This is a genomic window from Bradyrhizobium genosp. SA-4 str. CB756 (genome assembly GCF_000473125.1).
Taxonomy (GTDB): domain Bacteria; phylum Pseudomonadota; class Alphaproteobacteria; order Rhizobiales; family Xanthobacteraceae; genus Bradyrhizobium; species Bradyrhizobium arachidis.
The window spans coordinates 5,992,270-6,016,726 of sequence record NZ_KI421499.1 but is presented as its reverse complement, the minus strand read 5'-3'; the positions used below and the strand labels follow the sequence as shown (position 1 = coordinate 6,016,726).

Here is a 24,457-nt window from a genome sequence, read left to right as displayed (position 1 = left end):
CATGGCGCGACGTTTCACGGACGCGATCGGCCTGCTGAACGACCTGCTCGATCGCTTCGAGGCCGGCGCCGCAAGTCCAATCGCCCACCCCGACTATGCCGCTTTCTCGTCGGTAGTCGCGGCGGACGCGTTTCTGAACCAGATCAGGAAAGCCGAAAGTGCCGGCGCGGTGTCCATTGGCTGGGGGCGCGGCGCGAAGCGGGACCAAGTGGCGCACGTGCGGTTGGCCTCGGCGGAGATCTTATACCGATATCTCGACCGCACGCCGGCGTCACGCATCGCGGAGGACGCCGCCGCGCGGCTTGTAGCCGGAGTGGCGCTGAACGAGTCCCTGACGAACAGCGGCTCTCAAATCGCGGAGGTGTGGGCGCGGGGTAAGACGTGGCACGGATTCGGTTCGTCCGAGGTCGACACGTTGCGCCACGCATTCGTTCTCGCCCAGGCGATCCTCGATAACAAGCATCTGGACGTCGACTACAAAACTTTCTCGCGACGTACGGTGGGGCACAGCAAGATACTCGAGCGCATCGAGGGTGCCGTGGTCCGGCTTTTGAGCGGCGTAATGGACTTTCCGCCTGGTGCCCGCCCCCGCGAGGCACTGCGAGCGATCGGACTGGAGCGTTTTGCCCCGCCGCTTCTGATCGCAGGCAAGATCGACCTTGATGGAGCCGACCTGTCCGGTATCTCTCCGCATTATCTCGGCATCAGTCCCAAGGAAGCAGATCGCGTCCGCTTCCGGGAGCCGCCGGCCTACATTCTGACAATCGAAAATTTCGCAAGCTTCAACCGGCACATCGCCGAAGCGGACCCCGGCCGATTTGGTACGACCATGTATGTCGGCGGGTACCCCTCGCTTGCCACCCAGCAGGCGCTGCGGACCATCGCAGGATTGGTATTCGAACAGACGCCGATCTTTCATTGGTCGGACATCGATCCGGACGGCACCTGGATCTTCCACACCATCGAGCGCGCCGTCGATCGACCGATCCGTCCCCACCTCATGAGCGTCGAAGTCGCCGAGCGCTTGGGACAAGTGCCCTTCAAAAAATCGGCACCCGCTCGATGTCCACCGAACTCCGGGATCGCGGCTCTGGCAGCGTACCTGGCGGAAGATGGAGCCAAGACACTCGAGCAGGAAGAACTCGATCCAGTCCTGCCGGAGCTTCATTAGAAAATGCGCGCGGATCAACGCGGTGCCGATCCCGATGAGCTTGCTCGGCCGACGACCTCCGTCGGCCTTTGTGAACAACACCTGCGTTCCGCAGCGCGAACGCCATAAGTAGGGCGGGGCGGCTCCTTGCCGTGCTTCGACACAACGCACGAAAATGGTGGGAGCATTCTGGCCGCCGCACGCAATATCTTTCTATTGAGCGCTGCCAGGGTGAGCGCTGCTGTGGACGTCGTGGTTGCGGCTTCGGATGTCTCGTTCAAGACGTGGTTTGTTCAAACCCGACAACAGCACCGCCTGCAACTACGTGCTACGGGAAAACCGACATCGGTTCTTCATAAAACGCTCAACCGGCATTGGCATGCCGGTTGCTTGAATATGTGACCAACCACTTCTGACTATGATGCTCGTTCAGCATTCGGTCGAGGTATTCAGATGAAACTTGCCCGGTTGGTTGGTGGCAGAGGTCTCCTGATGCGCTTTCCAAACCATGCGGCTGCGCCGCGAACTCTGACATCTTCGGATCGCGCTCCAGTTTGCCGGGCAGAATCCGATTGTCTTGTAAAGGGCTCGCGGGGAATGGCGGTCCTCAACAAGATGGTGCAGGCCAACGTAAAAGCGTTATACCTCAGGACCATTGGTTGCGTCACTTTTCGCTGGGGCTCAAGCGCGGCCATCTGCGAGATGCCGAGTCTGGGTTTGTAAAGCTAAGCGGCGGCGTTCAATCGGCGCTTTGCAGATGGTCAATAAGCTGATGCAGGACGATTGGGATCTCGAGAAAATAGTCAGGCAACAGGACGAGCTCAAGGTCAAGCTGCTTCGCGCCCACTCGGTTGTCGAGGAATGTAAGGCAGGATTGGCGGATCTCGAGAGGAGGCTTGAGCGTCGAGCGGTTTCATCATCGATCGATAAACGCCAGCGCAACCCTGCGGCGAACAATTCAATACGTAACGCGCGACCGCGCAAATCCCGAAGCTTCGATGATCCTGTTGATCAGAATGCTGGTGTGACGTTTTCGAGTCGAACATGGGACCGCTGAAAGTGCTGCCGCGCACGTTGGCAAGCGAACGGTTTTGTCGCGGAATTGGTGAAGATCTTGCGACGCATGGGGTTGCGCGCCCGGCGGGCGAATTGGACAGCGGCCCTGTCGATAGGCGCGTTTGGTTGACCGCGGTGTGTTGGCAAGGGGATGCGCGCACAGTAGCACCACATACGGGACGTATCGCCGCGTCTTTGGCTAGAGTCTCCTGCTTCGGGGCTGCTCAGCAGATGTTCTGAATCGAATATCAAAGCTCTCCAGCTTGAGCCAGCCAATTCGGTCGTTTTGTCCGTCTTAAGGTGTTCAAATTACCGGTAGACGTCTCTGGATCGGGCGCGAGGGGCGCGTTCAATGACGCGATGGTCGGCTATCGCCGTGGGGCAAGGCATGCGAGTGACGGACGGTGCTGACCGCGGAAGCCGACTATGCCTCACGGCCATCGCATGGAGGATGATGAGAACCGGCTGACTATGTCCGCATACGATCACAATTCACCGAAAGACGGCAGGTAACGGCGGTCACCTAAATTCGTGAGACGCCAGGAACCGGGTTCTCGGTGAGAATGCGATCTGGGGCGGGCCGCAGCCTCGTCAGCTTCTCGAAAGCTTCTCCGTATAGGGACTAACCCAGTGATCCTTGACGGGGAGGCTGGCATGGACTCGCACGATTGCGCCATTCCAATGTCGCACCTCCGCCATCGGTACAGCACGCCGTTCCAGACGATCAACCGAACCAGGCGGGAGCAGACGCCTTTGAGCAGCAATTAGATGCGGCAGGCTTACGGCGAACCGGCTTCGCGTCCATCCCTTGCTGAGCGAGCGCCAGCTGGCGCGAAATATCGCGCCGCATTTTCGACTGTGATTGGAGTGCTGGATGTTTAGACCCCTTGCCGATCTGGCAGCGGCCAAGTAGCCGGGGCTCAATCGAAGCGCAGCGGATCGCCTTGGATAAAGTTTAGCGCCAGAGGCGGTGAACAGTTCTTGTCCCTAACCCTGCGGCGCTCGACCTCGATCTCGCCGCCATGAAAGCTGATCCCCCACGTTCGTCCGGGACGTGTCGCTACTAATCTTGCGGTGCGCCTTCCTGGCTGCACGGTGTCAAGTGACCGTGGGCGCTCCTGACACTTCTTGTAGGCGGGTCTTTGATCGAACGCCGATGCGGCGGAGTGCGGATTCTCCCGCACTTGAGATGCCGCTTCGGGCGCTTAAACACTGTGAGAACGCCGAGAAGCTGTTTGGATTTTGGACTATCGCACAACGCTTCGTCTTCTTCGCGCATAGGCAAGGCGCTACGGCGCGATCGCAAAGTCGAAGCCTCTGCTGCGTCTTATAAATGTCATCTTGCGCGGGCCAGTGACGCGCGCGACGGCTCGATCGAGCCAGCGCTCAAATACCAGAAAAGGCACGCGGCAAGGATGCGTGCGACAAAGCACGAGCAGGTCAATGATAAAGCGTTTTCGCAACTGGATCCTATTGTCCATACTCACCTCCATGGTTGTCTGCCCCGCCGCAAAGGCGCAAGACCGCCGGACTATCGCCGAACCTGTTGCACCTCATACGGTCTGCGACCGCCCTGTGCCTTCCGGCAAGAACGATACAGTTAGCCTACAAGACGCCATTGAACATTGCCCCGCTGGGGCTGCAGTTTATCTCGGGCGCGGCGAGTTTCACTCAGGTCCACTCGACATGAAATCGGGCGTGACCTTATGGATCGGACGCGGTGCGACGCTGATCGCCATTCCCGAACCTGCTGCTTACGACAAGGGCCTCGGACAATGTGGCCGCATCGCGGAAAAGGGCGACGGCTGCCGGCCATTCATCAGCTTTTCAAAAACGCGTGGCGGCGGCATCTACGGAGAGGGCATCATCGACGGTCAGGGTGGAGCAATTATTGGCGGCGGCGCGGAAAGCTGGTGGCAGCTAGCGCGTCGCGCCCAAGCTCAGGGCGGCAAACATAACGCCCCGCGCTTGATCCAGATCGATCATGCGCAGGACATCACGTTCTCTGGTGTCACCTTGCGCAGCGCTCCCAATTTTCATGTCGCGATGAGCAGGGTCGAAGGTGCCACGTTCTGGGGCCTCACGATTGATTCGCCGGCGGATGCCCGCAACACCGACGGCATAGATCTTGGCGCGAGTCAGGATGTGACCATCACTCACAGCTTGATCCGTACGGGTGACGACAACGTCGCAATCAAAGCCGGCGATAATGGCTCGAGCAGCCATATCTCGATCATTGATAATTATTTCGGCTGGGGGCATGGCATGTCTATCGGCAGTGAGGTGAATTCCGGGGCCAGAGACATATTGGTGCGTAATCTGACGCTGGATGGTACGACGTCTGGCCTGCGCATCAAGAGCGATGTTAGCCGAGGCGGTCTGGTAGAGAGCGTGACTTATGAGTACGTGTGCCTGAGGGGCAACAGGTGGCCGGTGGCTTTCGATACAAAATATGATCCGCGCGCACGAGGCACGAGGATTCCGGTCTATCGGCAAATCGTTCTCCGTCATGTGCATGGCGACACCGGTGTGTTGCTGATGCGCGGCCTAGACGAGGGGCATGCACTTGACGTGACACTCGAAGATGTCCGATTTGCCAGTTCCGCGACTTGGCAAGTTGAACATGCGAACGTTACCGCATCTGACGTATCACCGCCGCTGCCCGGACGAGTTGCAAAGCCGCTGCGGCGCGGATCGGAGGTATGTTCCAGCGCATTCCGCGACGGCGGTTGGTAAAGCACTACACCCGGTGTCGAACTCGCTGCTGAGTTCCGCATCTGGGGCAAGATGACCGGTGTGACGAAGGTCAGCCTCATGCCCCGAGTTGGTTGCACTTGTCCGACGGTTTGCAGGGCCGGGAATACGAAGGTGACGTGCAGGTTCTGACTCTGTGCAAAAAATGTGTTTGACCATGCACGGCGACTATCCCGCGGCGGTATCTCATATCGACCGCGTCGAACGTGTCGCGAACTCAACGACGAGTGAGATCACATGCGAATTTTCGTGCCTTCCGCTGCGCTTCTGGCCGGATGTTTCTGCATCCCGGCAGCGTATGCTGAGCCACTATTCGTGTCGCATGCCGGAAATGCAGACTATCACTCCGTGCAGCAAGCCATCGACGCATTGCCGGCGGAAGGCGGAAATGTCCGGATCGCGCCGGGCGTCTATCGCGAGAAGGTCAAAATCTCCAAATCCGGCATTCATATCGAAGGGACTGGTAGGAAACCGGAGGATACGATCATTGTGTATGGCGACGGCGCGATCAATGTAGGAGGAACCGCCCGTTCGGCGACGCTGGATGCCGCTGGCGATGACTTGCGGCTCGAGAATCTGACCATCCAGAACGACTACGCCCTCAATCCGGCCAATCCCCCCTCGCAGGCCGTAGCATTGTCCGTTACCGGAGACAGGGACCTCGTTACGCGCGTCCGCCTGCTCGGTGCCCAGGACACGCTATTTGCTGGCAAGGGACCAAACGGCAGAATGTCACGACAATACTTCTCGAACTGCTACATCGAAGGGCATGTCGATTTCATCTTTGGTAACGCCAAGGCCTGGTTCCGGCAATGTGAGTTGCACGGCATCGCTAATCAAGCGGTCATCTATACCGCTCAGAGCAAGGCAGCGCCGGATGAGGACAGTGGCTATGTTTTTGATCATTGCAGGTTAACTGCCGCCCCTGCTGCGGGCTATATCGCACTTGGCCGCCCTTGGCGTCCCTACGCCACAGTGGTCTTCTTGTCAGCGAAGATAGATGCCCCCGTGATCGCGGAAGGGTGGCGCGAATGGACGCCCGGCAAGACCGATACCTTGAGGACAAGCTACTATGCTGAATACAGATCCTTCGGCCTCGGGGCCAACCCCTCAGCCCGCGAGCCCCACTCCCATCAACTGACAGATGGCGAAGCTGCGAGATGGTCGCTGAGCGTGTTCTTCGGAGGCGCCACAGATTGGCTGCCAAAGGGGACCATATCGATGGAAGACAAAGCAACGGTGACGAGACGACGGCGATCGTCGGATGAATGACGGGTGAGCGCGGATATGACGGCGGCGTAAGCTGTCACCGACATCCCGCTGGGCACCATATTTGTGGACAATCGAACACCTCACCAGACGGTTACTCACGAACAGGAAAACGCGCAACTGCATGCGATAGCCCTGTGTGGAGCGCATCAAGTTCACGGTGCATGCCTTGCCTCGCGGCGATCGGCAGAGCCCTTGAGATAGGTCGGTGGCGAGGGGCGTTACAGCCCCTGGCTATATCAGAAATGGCCGTGAACGCCGCGATCCATCGGCCTCTTGATCGATCATTAATCCGGCGGCAGCGAGCGAATAGGCCTGGACGGCTCGCTTCTGCGCCGAAACCCTTTCCATGAAGCCGCCGAGTATCCCCGGAAAGGTCTGTTCTTTCATGTTGTCTCTCGAACAACGGAGGGATCGATCGTGCGCAACTCCTGTTGAGCTTATCAGGTGGAACCGGCGGTAATAGCGACCTCGCCGTCAGGAGTGGAAGGAGCCGTTTGGCATTTCCACGAGCTCACCGCTTCGCCGATGCAGCCGCCACGTGCGCAGGATCTTGCCGCATCCCTTTTTCCGGCCCTTCTTCCTGACCGCTGCGCGGAACAAACGAACAGGTCATCGCGTCGATTGTCCGCCATGGTCACCGGAAAGCGTTAGGGCAGGGAAGTCAAACTGCCCGCGTAGCCAGAGCAAAGCTCTGGATGGTTCTGTCCTCCACTTCCGATGCGCCGTTGAGGCCCGCTGAGATGTACGGGCGAGCTCTAGCGCACCACGGTCTTCAGGTACTGGTAGGCCTTGATGATCTCGACCAGGCGATCCTCCGTGGAGCGGTCGCCGCCATTGGCATCGGGATGGTGCTGCTTGACCAACGCCTTGTACTTCGCCTTGATCTCGCCGAGCGTCGCATTGGCATTCAGACCCATCACCTGCAATGCTTTGCCCTCGCCATTGAAAATCTTACGCGCCTCAGCCTTGGCCTTCGGGCGGTGGCGGGCGCCGCCGCGTCCGTTCAGCTCGGCGAGCGTGCAGAGTGTATGCCAGTCGTCCTCGAAATTAACAGTGCTGCCGGTCATTTTGTGTGCGCTGATGTTCTCGCCCATCTTCCAGGTCGGACGATGGCCGATCAGCGCGTCCTTTTGGTAGCGCGCGACCGCTTCGGCGTCCATCCCCGAGAAGAAATCGTAGGACTGATTGTATTTGCGAACATGCTCGATGCAGAAGTGCCAATAGGCGCGCGCATTGTCGCGGCCCTTGGGCGCGGGATGGGTAGCCTTGTTCTGGCAGCCAGGCCATTCGCATAGCGCCGCGGGCTGTCGCTCCTGCGCTTCCTGCTTATTGATGCGAATGGAGTCGAAGATTTCGGACGTGTCGATCAACATGACCTGGCTCCATTGGCGCAGCGGCAGTTACAGCGCCGCTTCTATGCTAGAGACTTGGTTTGGACGGCACGCCGGGTCTGACTCGGCCTTTGCGTCCAGTCAGTCGCATGATGTAACAGGCATTTCCTAGCAATGGACATGCCAAGACGCGCGAGCTTGGTTCAGACCATCATCTCTTTGCGATTTCAGATTAGCTCAATCGCAATTTGCTGTCGGGTTCTGCACACGGACGTCTTTAATGGGACCGGTGCGAATACTCTCAAAGATCCAGCGAAGGGCAATGCTCGGCGGTAATCTGCGCAGCGAGGAACGCGAGCGGCGTCTTCTTAATTTTGTTTAGAAGCTCGAAAAGTCTTCCGTCTTCGTAGCGAAACAGAAGGCGCAATGTCGCGATCTGAAGGGAATTCGGCCCCGCTCGTTCGCGGGTCAATGCAACTCACAGTACCCGCCCGCCGCTGACAAAGCCCCCCTGCTCACCAGCCGACCCAGCAAAGTTCGAACGATTCGCACTGTTAGGGCAGGTGGGTGCTGGCACTGGCACGGCAGCCGGGATTGTAGGAGGTGCGTGGCAAAGCGCTGGTCCACGTCCCGGATGCAGCTCTAAATGGCTATGTCGAGGCAATTCGTTTGCGGCGCGGGTCGGTGCAGCCGGATCCTATAAAACACCGATTTATCGCCAATTGCCTCAAAGCATCGTGTGCCGAAGCGTCACCCAGCGCGGCGATGTCGCCTTTGGACAACGGTTTTCGAGCCCTGGCGCTTTTGGCGGCTTGCGACGACGGGACATGCACCGTGAATAAGAAATTGGATCTCGATTATGCCGTCGTCGGGTACTGGAATGCATGAGCCAAACAAGCGAGATGAAATAATCGTGCCGATCAGTCAGCGAATATCCGTCCTGAATGATCGGGCAGAAGAGCATTTCAGACATCGTGCATGAGTAAAACCCGCCTGTTGTCGGAGTTGCACCCTATGCGCATTCGGCGCTGCCGGCCCGCAGTGGCGGCGATGGCTTTCGGCAGCGCAACTGTATTTGCCCGAAAAGTTGCAGAGCCTGGACCTCATGCTTTTGTAAGAAACAGCTCTACCATTCTAGAGAGCGACCGCGCTCAGGACGAGAAATTGCAATCGGGCGAATCCGTCATTAGGTCGAAGCCCATGATCGGTTCCAACTCTCCTCCAGCCTGCGCACCTCCTCTGCGGCTTGACGGCGACAATCATCGTTGCCGCCGCTAGCCCTGCCCAATAGAAGGTCACCATGATCCGAGGGCGTCGCGTTCGCCTGTCGCGCCGTCCGCCCGCATTCTATTTGCAGATCAGTATCTGCGGTGATCCGGCGGTCCAGAGTAGGAACCCAATAGAGGATGGCGCAGCTATCGGCCTGCGAGGCGCTTTCGGCCAGCAACCCGTCAAAACAACTGGTTTGCATCCGGAAAGACCGGTTCGCAGCGATCCCCGGGGACCTTTGCGTCTGTCATGTACAAGTGCCCCATTGCCTACACGTCTGCTTGCACCGTCTCATCATCGGATGCCGAAACGCCCAGCTTCCCCGCAGTAAGAAGTCATATCGAGAGACATAGGGTTGGATGCCGCGCGGTATGCGGCGCGGGCGCCGACGATGAGGGGCAGCCGGGCCGTTGGATCTCGGTCAACTCAATGCCCCTTCGTCGACTGCCTGTCGGCAATGCAATAATTTTTTGCGGGCTCGTCGGTGGCTGGATTAACCGCTCAAACCCACGTGGTACATGCTCGGAGATACTCTAATGCGTTTTGACTGCGATTTGTCGCAAGCCACGAAGATTTTCTGCGCAGCTCAGGTTGCGGGCGCGGTAATTCAACGTTCGTGTTGCCAGTGGACCCTGCAATTTAAAACGAAGTATGCGGTCAGTCGTTGATGCGCGCAAAGCGGACGACCTGCATTTAAAGAAATTTGTTAACTTCGGCCGACTTACAACCGGAGCGAACACGCAGCCGCTGCGCATGTGGTCGAGTTATTCGCAGAACCATTCGCATGACGGCGACACTCGTATTTTTGAGTCACTTTGGTCGAGGTTCAAAATGCTCAATGTCGTGAAGTTTCGTCGACCTGGTGCGCCCATGCGGCGCACTGAGTCAATGCAAACGATGGCGATTGCTAAGCGTGACGCGCCATTAGCGCCGTTCGCAATAGCATGTGATTCCGGTCGAGGTGAAAATCAGCGGCTCAAAGCCGCCCGCGCCAACGCCAAGCTCACGATCGCGCATGCGATTGCCACGCTGGAGGAGAACCATCGTCAGATACGAGCGCTCATACATAAGATGGCCGATTCGTCGGCTGGGGCCAGGCTGGAAGCGGATCTCGATCTAATCGAGCGAGAGCTTGCTCTCGCCAAACGAAAATCTGCCAGCCTTTAGAGCTGACGTTCCTCGTTTTACGATGGGATCGCTGAAGTACATTCGAGGTAAGACGACCACCCTTTAGCAGAGAGCCACAACAAGTGTTCACAAACATCAAAATCACCGGTCGATTGATAGCTGGGTTTGGATCGCTTCTTCTGATGTCCGTTGCAATTGTCGGTTACTCGATCCATACCTCCCGGAGCGCGAACGGATTGTTGGCGACTGTGGTTCGCCAAAAAGACCACGTAGCCGAAGATGAGCGCATCGAAAAGCAAGTATTTGAAGCTCGGATGCATGTATGGATGGCCTTGGCAACCGATGATCCGTCGCATTGGGAGAAGGCCGCAGACACCTATAGGCGAACATTTGCGCGGCTTGAGGATCTCGCTGCCGACACCAAGGACTTAGGACGCCGGGTGCGAGTGCTGGATCTCAAAAGAGCCATCGAGGACGATGAAACGAAGGCGCTCGGACTGAAGGAATTTAGAGGAAGAAATAGCGCGCTAGATACGCCCGCGGCGAAATCGGCCGTAAGTTCCGCACTCGCGGCCGGTGGTCGGGTCGACGAACTCTCAGAGCCGCTCGCGATTGATTACGAGAAGGCTTCGAGAGCCACTGCGTTAAAGGCGGAAGATGACCTTGGATTGGGTGTGATGATAGCCTTGATCCTTGGCGCTCTCAGTTTGCTGCTGGGTGTCCTCCTCGCTGTGTTTACCTCGCGCAGCATTAGCAGCCCGATCCGGAATCTGACAGCATCGATGCTCGAGCTGGCCGAGGGCAATTTCGATGTTGTACTCCAAGGTCTTAGTCGCAAGGACGAAATTGGGGAAATCGCGAATGCGGTCGAAAGGTTCAAGGTGAGGTCGGCCGAGAAGGCGGAGGCGGAAACCCAAGCCAAACTTGCTCATGATCGTATCGCTGCTGAGCAACGAAAGTCAGACATGCGCGGGCTTGCAGATGCGTTCGACGTGGCCATCGGGGAAATTGTCGAAACCGTTTCCTCGGCGTCCACAGAACTGGAAGCGTCGGCTCGCTCACTGGCAAAGACTGCCGAATCGACACAGCGACTCTCGACCGCTGTAGCGTCGGTCTCCGAACAGGCGTCCGCGAACGTTCAGTCCGTTGCATCGGCCACAGAAGAAGTGTCGATTTCCGTAAATGAGATTGGTCGGCAAGTCCAAGAGTCAGCTCGTATTGCCAGTGAAGCCGTTCGAACAGCCGCGAGCGCTGACAAGCGCGTTCTGTCTCTCTCCGAGGCCGCCGGCAAGGTCGGTGACGTCATCCAATTCATCAACACAATTGCATCTCAAACAAATCTCCTGGCCTTGAACGCGACAATCGAGGCTGCCCGCGCCGGAGACGCTGGGCGCGGGTTCGCGGTTGTTGCATCAGAAGTCAAAATGTTAGCGGACCAGACCGCGAAGGCGACCAAGGAGATAAGTGATCAGATTTGTGGAATTCAGTCATCCACCAAGGAATCGGTGGCAAGCATCAAAGAAGTCACTAGTGTTATTGGCCGAATCTCAGAAAGTTGCTCGGCCATCGCATCTGCTGTGGAACAACAAGGCGCTGCAAACCAAGAGATTGCCCGGAATGTGCAGCAGGCGGCAATTGGTACGACCCAGGTCGCCACGAATATCGCCGAAGTCAATCGAGGTGCGGATCAGACGGGCACCGCGTCAACGCAGGTGCTTTCCGCTGCCAGGTCCCTAGCTGAGGATAGCAATCGTCTGAAGCTGGAAGTGCAGAGATTCCTGGCCAGGGTAGCGGAAGCTTAGCAAAGCTTTGACGCTTTTGAAGAAGCGCTGCTCCAGTGCGCAATGTTCCTTTATCTTGGTCGGATGTATTTTCGACGCCGACCTCTCGGGGGCGCGACCGACGGACAAGAGTCCCAATAGGGCTTGAGGGCAGCAGCTGCCGACAATAGGTACTCCATCTCGTGCAAAGCGCCACTTTGCGTGGAATGAGTGCACCTATGAATGGGATGATTGCCGCTTTTCGTCAGGTCGAAGTCAAAGCTAGATGCGGCGGTGGAACACGTTCGCGGCAGCTCCGAACTTGGTTAAGCGACATCTGTTACTGTACGTCTTGATGGCTCCGGCGGCTTCGATCGAAAGAAACCGAACCTGCCGGAATGCGTTCAGGTCGCCATCAGCTCGGCTGGCCTTTCACCTACAAGGGCGGCCAATGGATAGGCCTACAAGTCCACTGCGGTTGATCTCAGCAAGCAGACTGTCGGCGCGATGCCTCGCCGGAATTCCAACAAGCGGTGTGCCCGCTGTCGCATCCGTCGCCACGGGATCACGAATGAACTCATACATCCGGATAATGAAATGGACGGAGAGGCCTGCGAAATCTTCCTCCGGCCTCTTGGTGCTTACCGTAGAATCCTTGCGATCAACTTCAATTCGCCCAAACTATCGCTGCAAGCCAGGCGATCATTACGATGGTGGCAACTCCCAGGAATCCGATAGGAACTAGCGGATTGCCATTTCGCCGCCGCTCGCCTGCATCCAGGGTAAGAGACGATCAGAGCTGCCCGCCTGGCATACATCGGCGAGCTGAGACAACGATTCGGGTTGAGGACGACCTAGGAGTGACCGGGCCGGAAGCTGCTCTAATACGGCTAGGCCGCTTCATAGGGTGAGGCCGTGCTCATCGAGCACCTTATCTCTGAGAGCCCCCTTGATCTCACGGGCGATCTCTTTGCGAACTGCGGCGCCCAACTCTCGCTTGGCATCCTCGACAAGGTCAGCTTCGACCCCGATCAAACCTTTGTCGGTGAGCTGTTGCTGCAGCCGGCTGTGGAACTCCGTGCCCATTGCAGCAAGGAGCTGGTCGTGCGCCCTGGTGTGGTCTTCGGGGGCGATGCGACTCACAACGTCGTCCCAGGGTTGCCAGTCCACCGCCAAATAGTCGGCGAATTCCGCCGCCTCTCGGTTGCGCACGGATGTCTCTGCGCTGTCAACGTCAGCGTCGGTCACACCGGAAACCTCAAAGAAACGCATATTCGGGGCGACGTGTTGCAGTCCCAGCCGCTCGCGGAGCTTATTTTGATAAGCAAGAGAGACCTCAATGGCGTCGATGTCTTCGACGTTGTTGCCCGAGCCTAGCGCGTGAACTTTCTCGCGCGCAATTCTGTCCAGCGCGTCCAGGCGGAACATGACCCGCCCCAGATCGATGAGATCGGGAAGCCGGGCCTTGTTGTTATAGGCGCCGTTCTCGACCTCTGCGATGAGCCGTGCGGTCTGCATGCCGTTCCAGGTCAAAGTTCTGCGATCCTCGCAGCTCTGGTTGGCATCCAGAGCCAGTTGGAAGTACCGCTTACGCAATTCCGGGTCTTGCGCCACCTGCCGCAGATCGTTGGCCACCGACTGCCGGAATTCTTCATTCCCAGAGTTCACGGAATCGAACAGTTTGCCAAGAAAGAGCGCGTATTCACGGGCGCCCGGCTCTTCAGAAACGCTCCGCCAAGCTGCCAGCACCTTCCGATCGCCCTCCTGTGGATCGCACCGGAGCCAGTCGGCGACCCTTTCAATGAGAGCATCGGCCTGTCCATCATCTGTCCCGGACAATTCACCGGACAATTCGCTTTCGTCATCGCGCGAAAGGTAGACGGTCGGACCGACATAATCATCGGCGCGAAGGACTGTATCCAGGTTCGCCAGCACTTGCTCGGGCAGCGGATTGTCAGTCAGAACTATCCTGCTACTAACGCCTAACTGCGTCAGCAGGTCCTCGGGCAGACTCGTCAACTGGTTTTGGCTGGCGTCGAGAAACTCCAGTGAATCGGGGAGGGCCTCCGGCAAACGTGTTAGTTGGTTTTCGCTGACGTCGAGAAACCGGAGCGTAGCAGGAAGTTCCTCTGGCAGATTCGTCAACTGATTGTGGTTGGCGTAGAGAAACTGGAGCGAAGCAGGGAGGACCTCGGGCAGATCCTGCAACTGATTGTGGCTGAGGCCGAGAAGCTCGAGCTCAGCAGGTAGGACCTCAGGCAAGCTCCTCAGCCGGTTGGAGCTCGCGTCGAGGCCTCTGAGCTCGGTTGGAAGTGCGGGCAGGCTGGTCAGCTGATTACTCCTAACGTCAAGGCGCCGGAGCGAAGCAGGGAGGCTATCGGGCAGAGTGGTCAGCCGATTGAAGGGCACATCAAGCACGACGATAGCGCTCGGAAGTCTAGGGAGGCTTGTAAGGGACAGCGATTCAAGATCCAGTGTAATGGCCTCACCGATAGCATTCACTCGGCGCACCGCTTCTTCCCGATCCTCGAGCGGGCCTACCTCCGGTTCAGCAGCCCAATTCTCAAGCACCTCGCCTTCAACGTCCTCTGTGTGGGCAGAATTTCCGGAGTTAGCTGCGTGGCCTGTCACGACCGCGTTCCACTGTGCCGCCGCTTCGTTTTCCCCGCGTTCTTGTCCGGAAGATGTAGAAGAGATGCCACCGCCGCGCTGACTCTGTCCTGCCTCAAACGGATCCATCTCGCCCTCTTTACGAGACTGAGCAGACTCAGTCCATGGTGACATGCTCTAGGACCTAAGACACCTAGCTTTCGATAAGCTGACAGACTATCACCGTAAGGTGGCAACGATGCGCGAAGCCGGCATGACTGTCGGTACGATGATTTCAGAACAGTGACTCGATCTCGGCCGAGGATAGTTATCTCCAGCAAACACGTTTCTGCGGATGCCAAGGCGGCAGCGGCCTCGGTATAGAGTCCCAGAGCCGCGATGGAGCTTTATCTCAACGGCGGCCAGCGGAGCCGTTTCGGCCGAGTAGCTGGAAACGACAGGCCTCAGGCGGTCCGAACGGCCAGGATCACGGCGCCCCTCTCAGATGCCTAGGCAGTCGGTGTCGAGCTGATCTTCTTGACGGGCTCACTCGCAAGTTGGATTGCTTCGCTCATCATTGGCAAAGTGCGCAGCTCTGAAGTTCTGCAGCGACACTCGTCAGCTGATCGACAGGTAGGCCTGCTAACGGCAGAAGATACGCTGCCCCGTTGGCTGTCCTACCGGACTTATCTGGTCAACGAAAGGAAAGCAAGCTCGCAGCACTATCGATCCATTGGCCGCGGTCGGGCTCGTGTGAACCTGCGCCCACTTAAGTCGGGCGGGAGCCGCAGTGCACATGCACCGGCTCTCGAATGATCATTGCGGTGCGCAACCACCTGCTTCGCGAGCTTGAGAAGCGGTGGTATTCTTGTTCTGAGGATGGAGAAATTGATGAACACGGGACAGGCACAGTGGAGTGCAGGTTCTTCCTCGGCGCGTTCTGAAGACGCGGACCAGGAAAGGTACCTCGGCGGCTTCAATCGTGCCGTGGCGAATTTGGTCGAAACCTTGACTGGGTATCAGACCCCAGCCTCCGCGCGCGCGCAGATCGTGGACAATTGGGTTGCCGAAGAGGGGCAGGGCGAAGCCGAGAATAGGCGACAAGGGCGGAGACGAATCAGGAATTCGGATAACACAAGCTCGCGCTCGCTGGATTTGTCCTCGCTCTCGCTGACCGGTCTGCCCGCCGCCCTGCCGCCAAGGTTGCAGGAGCTGCGCGCCAGGCACAACGAGCTAAGCAGTCTGCCCGCTATGTTCCCACCCGGTCTCCAGCGTCTTCTAATTAGCCATAATCGCTTGACGAGTTTGCCGGACGATCTTCCGGTGACCCTCTCTCAGCTGGAGGTCGCTGACAACAGCTTGACCAGTCTGCCGGCAAACCTTCCGGCCGGGCTCGAGATCCTGAACGCAAATGACAACCGGCTAACCAGCCTGCCCGACGCTCTCCCGAACGGGCTCACCTCGCTTGCGGTCAGTGGCAATCAGCTGACCAACCTCCCGGAGTTCCTCCCCTCGTGGCTCATTGAACTCAATGTCAGCGGCAATCAATTGGCCAGCCTTCCCGACTCTCTTCCGAGCACGCTGCAATCACTCAATGTCAGCGGTAACCGGCTGACCAGCCTGCCTGAAGGTCTTTTAGATGCTGTTGTCCCGCATAATAGTCTCAACTACCCGCATCTGGAGAGCCTTGAATTGGCGAATAACGCGCTGCCGGACGACGTCCTCGCTCATCCGGCGGCGGCTGAAGCGCCACCGCAGCTTGCGCAGCAATCCCTGCATGAGGCTGCCGCACACTGGCTCGCAGACGACCCGGAAACACTGGCCGAATGGCAGCACTTCACGGATGAGCCCGGCGCCCAAGACTACGCACAGTTCCTGGAGAGGCTACGAGGCACCGTGAACTATGGCAATGGCGAGTTTCGGCAGGCGGTGGCCGATGATCTACGGCAGGCGGCCGCCAATCCGACATTGCGCGAGCAATTTTTCGCACAGGCTTCCGAGGCCAACGCAAGCTGCGAGGATCGTGTCACCTTGCACTGGAATGGTATGCAGACCGCGCGCCTCAACGCTGATGTCGAGGACGGGGTATACGACGATCGGCTTGGCGATCTGATCCAGCGCGGCCGTCTCGCCTTCCGCTTGGAGGCGTTGGACGGGATTGCGCGCGACAGGGTCAAGTCGCTCGCCAGCGGCAACCCAGACGTAGACGACATCGAAGTCTACCTGGCCTATCAACATCGACTGCGCGAGCCGCTGGAGCTCAGTCATTTGGCCCCTGATATGCGCTTCCTGGCGGTCTCTCACGTCAGCGAGGACGATGCCACGGAGGCGCTTGAGCTAGTTCAGCAGCAGGAAGCAAGCCAGTTCATCGACTACATGGCAAGCCGCTGGCAACCCTGGGAGACGGTGCTGAGGCGCATGGCTCCTGACGAACATGCAGCGATGCAAGATCGGCTGGTCGAAGCCATGGGCGAGGAGTTTCAAACCCGCTTGGATCAGCGACTGGCCGAGCGTGATCTTCTGGGCGATCCGGATGCCGAGCGGGTGCTCGGAGCCCAAGTCCGAAACGAGATCGCTGGCGGGATCAAACGCGAGGTCATGCACCGTGTGCTCGCAGAGCGTGGCCTCGAACTATGAGGCTCCCGAACCGCGGCAGAGATATCTACTATTGCTCTTCGCTGCCAAGGTGCTTTTGCGCCTTGGCAAGTGTGCTGCCGTCGATGAGAGCCTTTCGGCCTTGCCGAGTGACGAAAATTCCCGCCTGCCAGGCGAGGCTGTATCTAGGCCCGGTTGAAGCCGCTTCGGGACGAGAGCTCCATCGAAGGCGAGTTGGAGCAAAGCGAAGGACGCCTGCGCGTACGCGTCTATCCCCGAGTTGACAGAACAAGCTAGATTGGCTGCAAATTCCGATTTGCTCGACGGTCAGCTCGCGCGAGACGTTCTATCACGCGGCGCTTGACCGGCCATGCACCCAACCGGTGCAGATCGCAGAAGTGGGGCGTGAATGCATGCCTGACTCGACGGCCGTGCTTGCTTCGTTGGCTCCTCCGCTGCTCGCAGTCAGACCCTCCGCTCGGGAGATTTCGCGAGCGACAGTCTCTCAATGGAAGCGCGGTGTGAACCCGATCGATAGGGTGCGCTACCCTGCAGCACTTGCTTAAGGTCGCTCGTGAGAACTCTGCTCTGGGTCGGTTGCTATGTGCCCTTGCACCAAAGCGGACGGGGCGGGTTGATCATCTCGCCCCTCGCAAAGCTCCTCTGTTTATTCATCATGAAGGGAATTGCTCTGGATCGAAAGTAAAGTCTTTTGGATCAATGGAGACCGAAGGGGCCAAGTGATCGTCCGGTGGTCCGTGAAGCGCGTCATGCAAGTGCTCTTCCAGTTGCTGAAGCTCCTCTGGGGCAACCGAGGTTGGCAACGGGCCGGGTTGATCATCGAGATGATCCAGTACTCGCCGAAGATCTGCCTGAAGGAGCTGCTCCGAATCGAATGCGACTTGCTCCTGGATGAAAGCCGGGGTGGCGGGTTGATCCTCTCGCCCCTCGGTGAGCGCCAGTGCGTCTTCATCCTCGAGCAGTCGCCGAAATTCCTCCGGAGAACTGCTCTGGATCGATGGAAAACTCTGCTGGATCAATGGAAAACGAGGGCCCTGGGGGATCCTCCCTTTGCCGTTGAAGCTCGTTACGTAAGTCCTTTTCCAACTGCTGCAGATCCTCTGAAGGCAGGGAAACCGGCAAGGGGATAGCTTGGTCATCAAGATGGTCCAGCACGCGCCGAAGCTGCTCCTGAGAAAGCTGCTCTGGATCGACCGCGCCCTGTCCTTCGAGGAGAGCCGATGGCACGGGTTGATTGTCGTGCCCCTCCTGATGCTCCTCTTGCCGATTAGCTTCGTGCGACGCGAGGTGCTGCGCTGCGGCGCCATCGATGCGTGTTGGTTCCGTCAGTACCGCAACTTCTAGATTGATGAGAGCAGCGTTCTGGGCGGAAGGATCGAGCTTAGCTCGATTGCGCCCTGGACGCACGATGGGCGCGACGATCCCCGTCGACCAAAAGGTCCGCAGATGCTCTAATGCTCTAGCGAGTCTGTTACCATCACCGCGCACGTCACCGCCATCGCCCAGCGACTTGCCGTCCAACCGAGCAACAATGCTTGGTTTGTTTTTTGCGAAGAGCCAACGGCTAAAGCCAATCAGAGAACTTGCATGCTGCTTCGCAGTCAGGGCGGGCATCCCGACCTCAATGAGGGCCTCCTCAAGCCCCAAGATAATGGGAGCATCCTCAGGGTAAAGAGGCCGCCGGTCGACGGCCCCCGGGATTCTGACGCCCGTTGAGGCGACCGGCATTGCTCCGCCACTTCCTCCTGAAGCGGCGCTTGCTCTCCGTTGCCGGTATACCAAAACCTCTTCCAGATCGTTCAGCCTCCTCTGTCTTTTCGCTGCTCTCGCTGAGGGGAGCACGCGCGGTCGCCCGCGAGAAACCGAATAACCGGAATCATGATACGCACGAAGCACGTTTACGCCTGTCCTCATGCGGGCATTCTTCGGAAAGTAAGTATCTAGGTGATTCACCAGGGACTGGTGGTCCCTTAGATCAGTCGTTTGGCCACGGTCGCGGAGATCATTCGCCAGCCGACGAAGTGCCTGAGTATAGAGCTTGACCGTGTTCGGTTGTGGGTTCTTCTGAGCCGTATATTGAGCAATCGCCCTGCCGATCAGATCCCGGTCTTCTGTAGATAGATAGGGGTAGAAGCCCCCACCGCCGACGGGAGCGAGATCGGCTTGGCTTGCCTCCGCCAAGTGCTGCTCAAAACGATCTTGTCCGGCCTGGCTGGTCTGCGGCTCTTGCGAGTCGGCGTGCTGCACCTGCGACCAAGCTGGCACATGAAATGGGTCAAAATCTTGCGGGTCCACGCTAACCTCACCTCCAGGATCACCTGAATAGGTCTGCCTAGTCGGCCAAGCTTTCGAGAACCTGACCTGGCCATGGTTTCGTACGGGAGGTTATTCGCGCGCGCCAAACCCGGAAATGCCGGCGCTCGGGACCAGCCTCTCCTCAACAATCCGCCCGATTTCCCTGGAGAACTAACGACATGCTTTTCCATTATCCTTTTAGCTGGCGTCCCCTTATATCGACCTAACCGGCTCGTCTGACGCAGATGCGGCCGATCCTTTCAAAAAAATCGCGAAGCTCAGGTCCCATGCGTCACGAGAAGGTGGGAGCAGAAGGGCGCTTGGGATGATCAGAAGAATATCAACGTGGATACCAACAGATTCAGCGCGTGTTCCGTTTGGGGCGTGTGCGTGATGCTTGTGGGGTTATGAATGTATGATAATCCCACGCCTGCATATATTCCCGGAGCAAGACGGGCGGTATATGTTCCGGTAATTGCCGTGGTATCACGATGCGCAAGCTGGCCTTTAGCGAGAGCAGCATCCACCGCAAATTTGCTCCAGTTCGTCTTGCTAGCAACGATCGCAATCAGATCACTCGGCCGGCTATCAAAAGGCCCTTTCGCATAAAGACGAAGCTCGTAATATTGGCTGATCCTGTTGAGGTCAGGCGGAGCTCCCATAATAGAGAAGCCGCCATAGATGCCGCGAGACGGCAACCCAAGGGCGTCGCTCTGCCAGAGCTGCCTGTCTGCAGCGATGTAGTGAAAATGATTCCCAGTCTCCCTTTGATGCTTGGGGTCCGCCAAATTCGTGTAGCGGCTATTGTTCAAACCAACGCCCGCCCGCAGCCACGTCTCGGGTACGCCGGGAGCCGACTTGCTCTTGTAGCCGGCTTCGTCAACGAGAAGGGTGCCTGCATTGGCCGTGCTCCAGGTCAGGCCGGTGGGATTCTCGATTATGTGGGAATAGGCACCATCTGGACTGATTGAGCGCTGGACGGAAACCTTGTTGTACAAGCGATCGTCAAAATTGTACTTCAAGTTGACCGCCGGCGTCGGCGTAGCATTGGTGCTCATCCCTGCCTGGAACAAGGCAGACATGTTCGATCCTGTAATCCCTCCGAACAATGTGCCGGTGAACTCATTTTGGTTTCTGAGGTAGCCAAGCTTGAGTTCTAGCGTCCTGTCGAAGAAAGTCTGGTAGTAGGCGAGCGTATTGATTCCTACTCGATCTGGTCCCGGGCGATCCCACGTCCAGTATTGCTGCTCGGCTCCTACGACAATCTGTCCGTCGGCAATGCCAAACCGGCTGAGATCGTAGGTGACGATCATGAGGTTTACCGACGCGAAGGTCGGATTCTGGCCCATATAGAGCTGGTTTGCGATAGCGCTTCTGGCCGCATTCGGCAGCTGGTTGTTTACAAAGCTGTTGTGTGTCCAGCCGATGTAGCCGATGCCGACATCTGCCAGCGCCGATCTAACGCCGTCCTTGTCCTGATCAATCGTGTCCGCAGGGCCAGGTATGTTGAACCACAACCCTTTTTCACGCAGCTTGTCGTACCTTTCGAAGGGATCGATCGTCTGTTGCGGTCTCGTCTGAGCACCCCTGCCCGCATTGCCGCGCTTCTCGAAAGGCAATCCGAGACCTGCTGCTGGAGCCGAGGCAGAAGGGCGGATTTCCTGACGGATCAGGTCGATCGGGAGCCTTGCGGCCCGATCGGGGGTCTTTCCTCTTTTGCCGGCCTGATCCACGGAGTAGCTACTCGGATCAAACCTACTAGCGGTTTGTGCCCGTACGGAATTGCCGACGAGACAAGCCGCTAGCGAAAGCGCGATAACAAGCCAAAATTGCTTTCCCCTGTATTTCAAATTGAACGAAAGTGCTGCCGTAGCCGAGTGTGTCCGAGGCGAGCTCGTCGCAAGTAGGCAATCACGCGTGGCGTACTTCGGGTCAATGTCTGCCGGAGATGAATAGATTGAACTGCGGCCTGATTGGCCAGAGTGAGCTCCCGGCGTTTGCGCGTCCGAGGGCGAGGGGGACGAGCCAGAACACGATCTATCCGAAGAGGACCACTCAGGTTTCCTGAACCTCTCACCCCGTGGCACGACGATGATCTGGTCCGAAACTTTTCTGGTGCATAAGGCCGGTGCGCCGAGGGCCAGAGCAGGGCGCTGGCTCGGCAAATGCTCACGACGAGCGCGCGGGGGCTTGCTGTCCTGGCCAAGAAAACATTGCGAATGTCCGCCCTGCTCACTGTGAGTCTGGCGGTGTCGCGCGTCTGCATCGAAGGCGGCTTTCTGGACGAAGCGGCCGCGACCGGCAAGCAAGGCTCTCCGTGCAAGAAGCTTGGATTCACGAAGCGCTTTCGCGGTATCGTTCTCAGCGAAACACAAGACAATAGCCAGGCTTGAACTTGCTCGCGCGCCAACCTCACCGCAACATCCATAGTGATGGTCCAGGAGACCGGAGGAATCAGCTATCGAGCAGCTTTGGCGAGTATCGGCGAACAGTTGCTGGCTACCGTGAGCGCGGCACAACCCATCCTGCATCCGAATCCTTGACGTACGCGGCGTTCGTTGGTCATCCTTGCCACGAGCCCGTCATCTCGAACAATCTGCCGAAATTGGTAGTTGACCAGGTACAGTGCTTGCCGTTCCAATCGGCCATTGCCGCTTGGCCGATCAGCCGTGGCCGCCCCGGATGAGGTTGCTGTCCGGCAAGAGGGGCTTCACCGAACACTCTGCAGGAATGAGTGGACGGTTTGCATTCGTGCCGCGGGTAAGAAAATCGCCTAGGTTCTCCTGAATGGTGAGAAACGGCTGCGCCATCGCCGGCGAAGATGAGCACCGTTGCTCGCTGGTGACGCTATCATGGAGGACGCGCTCAAATTGTCGCGTTGCGTTCCTCAAGAAGCAGCGTTTCATAGGAGCAGGGTGGCCGATCAGGAGGCTCGGCAAGATTGATTTATTGTCGACGCTCGCAGCTCCTGGAGTGCGTGAGCATCGCAGCCTATCGCGTCGACGAAACAAGACTGCTGGAATGGGATCTTGAGCGAGGGACAATGGACTTGATGGATCAAGCGGCCGCTTCAGACTTGCGGCCGCTTTTGCGCGGGCCAAGACGGATCCTCCCGGTTTTGGTGCTCCCGCTTGTCCTCGTTGGCTCGTGTGCTGCTGGCGCCTGGCTTTGGGCTAACCTAGAAGCCTTCGTCGAGACGCCGGAAGCTTCAACGATGAGCCTGTCACTGGAGGACAGGGCATCCTTGTTTGAGATAAAGTGGGCACAGCAGAAAACCGCAGATGAGATCGCAGTACTCAACAGCCGGATCAACGCTCAGCGGGATGACCTCAAAGGGATCCTGGATCAGATCACCATTCTGGCTTCGCGGATCGATTCGCTGCAGAGTTTAACAACTGTTCCTTCTGCTTCCGAGCCTCCTTTGTCGCCAGCCCGGGCTGCTTCGAGCGTCGCCAGGAAACGCTTCAGGCGATCCAAACCACAGGGACCTGTTTCCGTCGGAGGCGCGCCGGTGATCGCCGCACCGAAGGCAGCCGAGCCTTGAGGTCTGAGACGCGGCAGGCGTGGTCGAGTCTCCAACTGTGCTCGATGAAGTGGCCCGTAGGGTCGCAAAGCTGCCTCCGGCCGTAAAATACCCGGAGCTTATGCGGGCGCCGTCGTCTCCAGCGGCATGTAGTGAGGCCGTCACTATCATCGAGAGCACTTCAGGGCGGGTGGTGCAGAGCACTTTCCGCATGATCGAGCGGTGGCCCTGAGCGGGCAATGCTGCGCCTTTCCTTTAAATCAGCTCTCTTCCAATCACGCCAATCTGGCGCGTGCCCGCCCGATGGCTTCTTCGGATAGCCCCCGCGAAGAGCTTAGAAGTTTGGGATCTGCTCACATGCGTGGCTTAGTTAATAGGGATGCGGTCGAGATAAGTGTCGAACGCGGCAGCAACAGCGCGAACGACAAACCGGTGCTCCTGCTTGACCCGAATTAATCCCTCTTCAATGTCCACTACCCCATCTTCTGCAAGCATTCCCAGGCGGTGGGCCGAACCGAGAAGAGGAATCAGATCAAATCCGTGAGCAGCGCAGATCGCTGGTACGTCGGCCTGCAAATCGCACATCAGACGCTCGATGATTGCTGCGCGGAGGCGATCTTCGGCGGTGAGACAGCAGCCTTTTGAGGTTGCCAGGCGTCCAGCCTGAATGTGTTGGTGATAGGAAGCCGTTGCGATCTCGTTCTGGACGTAACCGTCGCGCAGACGGCCGATGGCTGACGGACCTAAGCCGATTACGGTTTTGCAGGTATCAGCCGAATAGCCCAGAGAGTTGCGGCGCAGCCGACCAGCTTTCTGGGCCAGCGCGAGCTCGTCATTGGGCAGGGCGAAATGGTCGAGCCCGATCTGGCGGTAGCCCGCCGAGACCAGCGTATCTGCAATGGCCGCGGCTTGCTCAGCGCGGGCGACATTATCCGGCAGCGCCGTCTCATCGATCTGGCGCTGACGTTTCATGTAGGAGGGGACGTGAGCATAGCCGAAAACCGCAAGCCGGTCTGGCCGCATGGCTAGAGCCGTTCGCGCGGAGTCAACACAGGACCGCACCGTCTGATGCGGCAGTCCGAAGAGAAGGTCGAAATTGATGCGCCTTATCCCATGCTGGCGAAGCCTTTCGACGACAGAAGCCGTCTGTACCTCGCTCTGGACTCGGTTGACCGCCCTTTGAACCACGGGGTCGAAGCTTTGCACGCCTATGCTCGCGCGGTTGATCCCCGCCGCTTGTAACATTTCGACCATCTCGGCCGTGACCCCACGCGGATCGATTTCTATGGCGATGGTAGCTGATTTACTGAACGCAAAGCACTGGCGCAGGAATTCCATCAAGGCGAGAAAATCGCTCGGTGCAATGGTGGTCGGCGTCCCGCCGCCGAAATGCACGTCGTGCACCGGCAGAGCGCGTGGCACTTGCTCTGCGACCAAGCGTATCTCGTCCCGCACTGCTGCCAAGTAATTGCGGACCGGTCGCTCGCCGCGCGTGAGGCTTGTAGGAAAACCGCAATACCAACAGATAGAGCGACAGAACGGAACGTGGATGTAGAGCGATACGGGCTCGTCGGGAGGCAGCCGCCTCAGCCATGTCTCACAAGTCTTGGCACCGACCATCGCGGAGAAATCCGATACGGTTGGATAGATGGTGTACCAAGGCAGGCGAGCATCGCAATACTTGTTTAGAAGGGAGGTCTGCAAGACTTAACTT

General features: G+C 58.2%; 16 protein-coding genes. 10 read left to right on the top strand and 6 right to left on the bottom strand.

The window, feature by feature from the left end:
* Position 1 precedes the first annotated feature (1 nt).
* From BRAGE_RS0129090 to BRAGE_RS0129070, 4 genes are all read left to right on the top strand, one after another.
* Entirely contained in the window at positions 2 to 1,171 is a 1,170-nt protein-coding gene (locus tag BRAGE_RS0129090) for a Wadjet anti-phage system protein JetD domain-containing protein (RefSeq protein ID WP_027562777.1), read from the top strand.
* Between the two features lie 736 nt (positions 1,172 to 1,907).
* Positions 1,908 to 2,207, top strand: a complete 300-nt coding sequence (locus BRAGE_RS49625; protein WP_035730178.1) for a hypothetical protein — start codon at positions 1,908 to 1,910, stop codon at positions 2,205 to 2,207.
* A 1,442-nt stretch (positions 2,208 to 3,649) separates the two neighbouring features.
* Positions 3,650 to 4,942 (top strand): glycoside hydrolase family 28 protein, encoded by a 1,293-nt coding sequence (locus BRAGE_RS0129075; protein WP_027562776.1) that lies wholly within the window; start codon positions 3,650 to 3,652, stop codon positions 4,940 to 4,942.
* A gap of 255 nt (positions 4,943 to 5,197) precedes the next feature.
* Positions 5,198 to 6,232, top strand: coding sequence for a pectinesterase family protein (locus BRAGE_RS0129070; protein ID WP_027562775.1), 1,035 nt, complete (start codon positions 5,198 to 5,200; stop codon positions 6,230 to 6,232).
* 231 nt (positions 6,233 to 6,463) lie between these two features.
* Here BRAGE_RS0129070 and BRAGE_RS54975 read toward each other — a convergent pair whose 3' ends face one another.
* Together BRAGE_RS54975 and BRAGE_RS0129065 are read right to left on the bottom strand one after the other, a co-directional pair.
* Positions 6,464 to 6,619: a hypothetical protein gene (locus tag BRAGE_RS54975; RefSeq protein ID WP_156950884.1), complete on the bottom strand. Its 156-nt coding sequence runs from the start codon at positions 6,617 to 6,619 to the stop codon at positions 6,464 to 6,466.
* A gap of 368 nt (positions 6,620 to 6,987) precedes the next feature.
* Positions 6,988 to 7,605 carry a J domain-containing protein gene (locus BRAGE_RS0129065; protein WP_027562774.1) on the bottom strand — a complete coding sequence of 206 codons (618 nt, stop codon included), beginning with the start codon at positions 7,603 to 7,605 and terminating at the stop codon, positions 6,988 to 6,990.
* Positions 7,606 to 8,166: 561 nt separating this feature from the next.
* Between BRAGE_RS0129065 and BRAGE_RS54970 the strand changes: the two genes are divergently transcribed.
* The 3 genes from BRAGE_RS54970 to BRAGE_RS49620 all read left to right on the top strand — a co-directional run bounded on the left by BRAGE_RS54970 (position 8,167) and on the right by BRAGE_RS49620 (position 11,762).
* Positions 8,167 to 8,451: a hypothetical protein gene (locus tag BRAGE_RS54970; RefSeq protein ID WP_141263248.1), complete on the top strand. Its 285-nt coding sequence runs from the start codon at positions 8,167 to 8,169 to the stop codon at positions 8,449 to 8,451.
* A 1,032-nt stretch (positions 8,452 to 9,483) separates the two neighbouring features.
* A complete protein-coding gene (locus BRAGE_RS54965; RefSeq protein WP_141263250.1) occupies positions 9,484 to 9,999 on the top strand; it encodes a hypothetical protein in 516 nt (171 codons plus the stop codon).
* A gap of 143 nt (positions 10,000 to 10,142) precedes the next feature.
* Positions 10,143 to 11,762, top strand: coding sequence for a methyl-accepting chemotaxis protein (locus BRAGE_RS49620; RefSeq protein ID WP_051378106.1), 1,620 nt, complete (start codon positions 10,143 to 10,145; stop codon positions 11,760 to 11,762).
* Positions 11,763 to 12,620: 858 nt separating this feature from the next.
* Here the strand turns inward: BRAGE_RS49620 and BRAGE_RS0129050 are convergent.
* Positions 12,621 to 14,459, bottom strand: a complete 1,839-nt coding sequence (locus BRAGE_RS0129050; RefSeq protein WP_027562773.1) for an NEL-type E3 ubiquitin ligase domain-containing protein — start codon at positions 14,457 to 14,459, stop codon at positions 12,621 to 12,623.
* Between the two features lie 741 nt (positions 14,460 to 15,200).
* On the opposite strand from BRAGE_RS0129050, the gene nopM reads away from it, so the two are divergent.
* On the top strand, positions 15,201 to 16,946 hold the full coding sequence (nopM, locus tag BRAGE_RS0129045; protein ID WP_027562772.1) for a T3SS effector NEL-type E3 ubiquitin ligase NopM: 1,746 nt from the start codon (positions 15,201 to 15,203) through the stop codon (positions 16,944 to 16,946).
* Positions 16,947 to 17,873: 927 nt separating this feature from the next.
* Here the strand turns inward: nopM and BRAGE_RS54960 are convergent.
* Both BRAGE_RS54960 and BRAGE_RS51790 read right to left on the bottom strand, forming a co-directional pair.
* Positions 17,874 to 19,220, bottom strand: coding sequence for a hypothetical protein (locus BRAGE_RS54960; RefSeq protein ID WP_156950883.1), 1,347 nt, complete (start codon positions 19,218 to 19,220; stop codon positions 17,874 to 17,876).
* 329 nt (positions 19,221 to 19,549) lie between these two features.
* A complete protein-coding gene (locus tag BRAGE_RS51790; RefSeq protein ID WP_231164264.1) occupies positions 19,550 to 20,953 on the bottom strand; it encodes a carbohydrate porin in 1,404 nt (467 codons plus the stop codon).
* A gap of 432 nt (positions 20,954 to 21,385) precedes the next feature.
* Here BRAGE_RS51790 and BRAGE_RS56080 point away from each other — a divergent pair, with 432 nt between their 5' ends.
* Together BRAGE_RS56080 and BRAGE_RS0129020 are read left to right on the top strand one after the other, a co-directional pair.
* Positions 21,386 to 21,613, top strand: a complete 228-nt coding sequence (locus tag BRAGE_RS56080; protein WP_167336469.1) for a hypothetical protein — start codon at positions 21,386 to 21,388, stop codon at positions 21,611 to 21,613.
* A gap of 584 nt (positions 21,614 to 22,197) precedes the next feature.
* Complete coding sequence (locus BRAGE_RS0129020) at positions 22,198 to 22,764, top strand: hypothetical protein (protein WP_231164265.1); 567 nt, start codon at positions 22,198 to 22,200, stop codon at positions 22,762 to 22,764.
* 345 nt (positions 22,765 to 23,109) lie between these two features.
* Here BRAGE_RS0129020 and hemN read toward each other — a convergent pair whose 3' ends face one another.
* Positions 23,110 to 24,447, bottom strand: coding sequence for an oxygen-independent coproporphyrinogen III oxidase (gene hemN, locus BRAGE_RS0129015; RefSeq protein WP_027562767.1), 1,338 nt, complete (start codon positions 24,445 to 24,447; stop codon positions 23,110 to 23,112).
* Between the last annotated feature and the right edge of the window lie 10 nt (positions 24,448 to 24,457).

Excerpts from the sequence above, each read along its gene's own strand:
- BRAGE_RS54975 (WP_156950884.1), bottom strand. The coding sequence starts at position 6,619 with ATGAAAGAACAGACCTTTCCGGGGATACTCGGCGGCTTCATGGAAAGG.
- nopM (WP_027562772.1), top strand. The coding sequence starts at position 15,201 with ATGAACACGGGACAGGCACAGTGGAGTGCAGGTTCTTCCTCGGCGCGT.
- BRAGE_RS49625 (WP_035730178.1), top strand. The coding sequence starts at position 1,908 with ATGGTCAATAAGCTGATGCAGGACGATTGGGATCTCGAGAAAATAGTC.
- BRAGE_RS54965 (WP_141263250.1), top strand. The coding sequence starts at position 9,484 with ATGCGGTCAGTCGTTGATGCGCGCAAAGCGGACGACCTGCATTTAAAG.
- BRAGE_RS0129050 (WP_027562773.1), bottom strand. The coding sequence starts at position 14,459 with ATGGATCCGTTTGAGGCAGGACAGAGTCAGCGCGGCGGTGGCATCTCT.
- BRAGE_RS56080 (WP_167336469.1), top strand. The coding sequence starts at position 21,386 with ATGCTCACGACGAGCGCGCGGGGGCTTGCTGTCCTGGCCAAGAAAACA.
- BRAGE_RS0129075 (WP_027562776.1), top strand. The coding sequence starts at position 3,650 with ATGATAAAGCGTTTTCGCAACTGGATCCTATTGTCCATACTCACCTCC.
- BRAGE_RS49620 (WP_051378106.1), top strand. The coding sequence starts at position 10,143 with ATGTCCGTTGCAATTGTCGGTTACTCGATCCATACCTCCCGGAGCGCG.
- BRAGE_RS0129065 (WP_027562774.1), bottom strand. The coding sequence starts at position 7,605 with ATGTTGATCGACACGTCCGAAATCTTCGACTCCATTCGCATCAATAAG.
- BRAGE_RS0129070 (WP_027562775.1), top strand. The coding sequence starts at position 5,198 with ATGCGAATTTTCGTGCCTTCCGCTGCGCTTCTGGCCGGATGTTTCTGC.
- BRAGE_RS0129090 (WP_027562777.1), top strand. The coding sequence starts at position 2 with ATGGCGCGACGTTTCACGGACGCGATCGGCCTGCTGAACGACCTGCTC.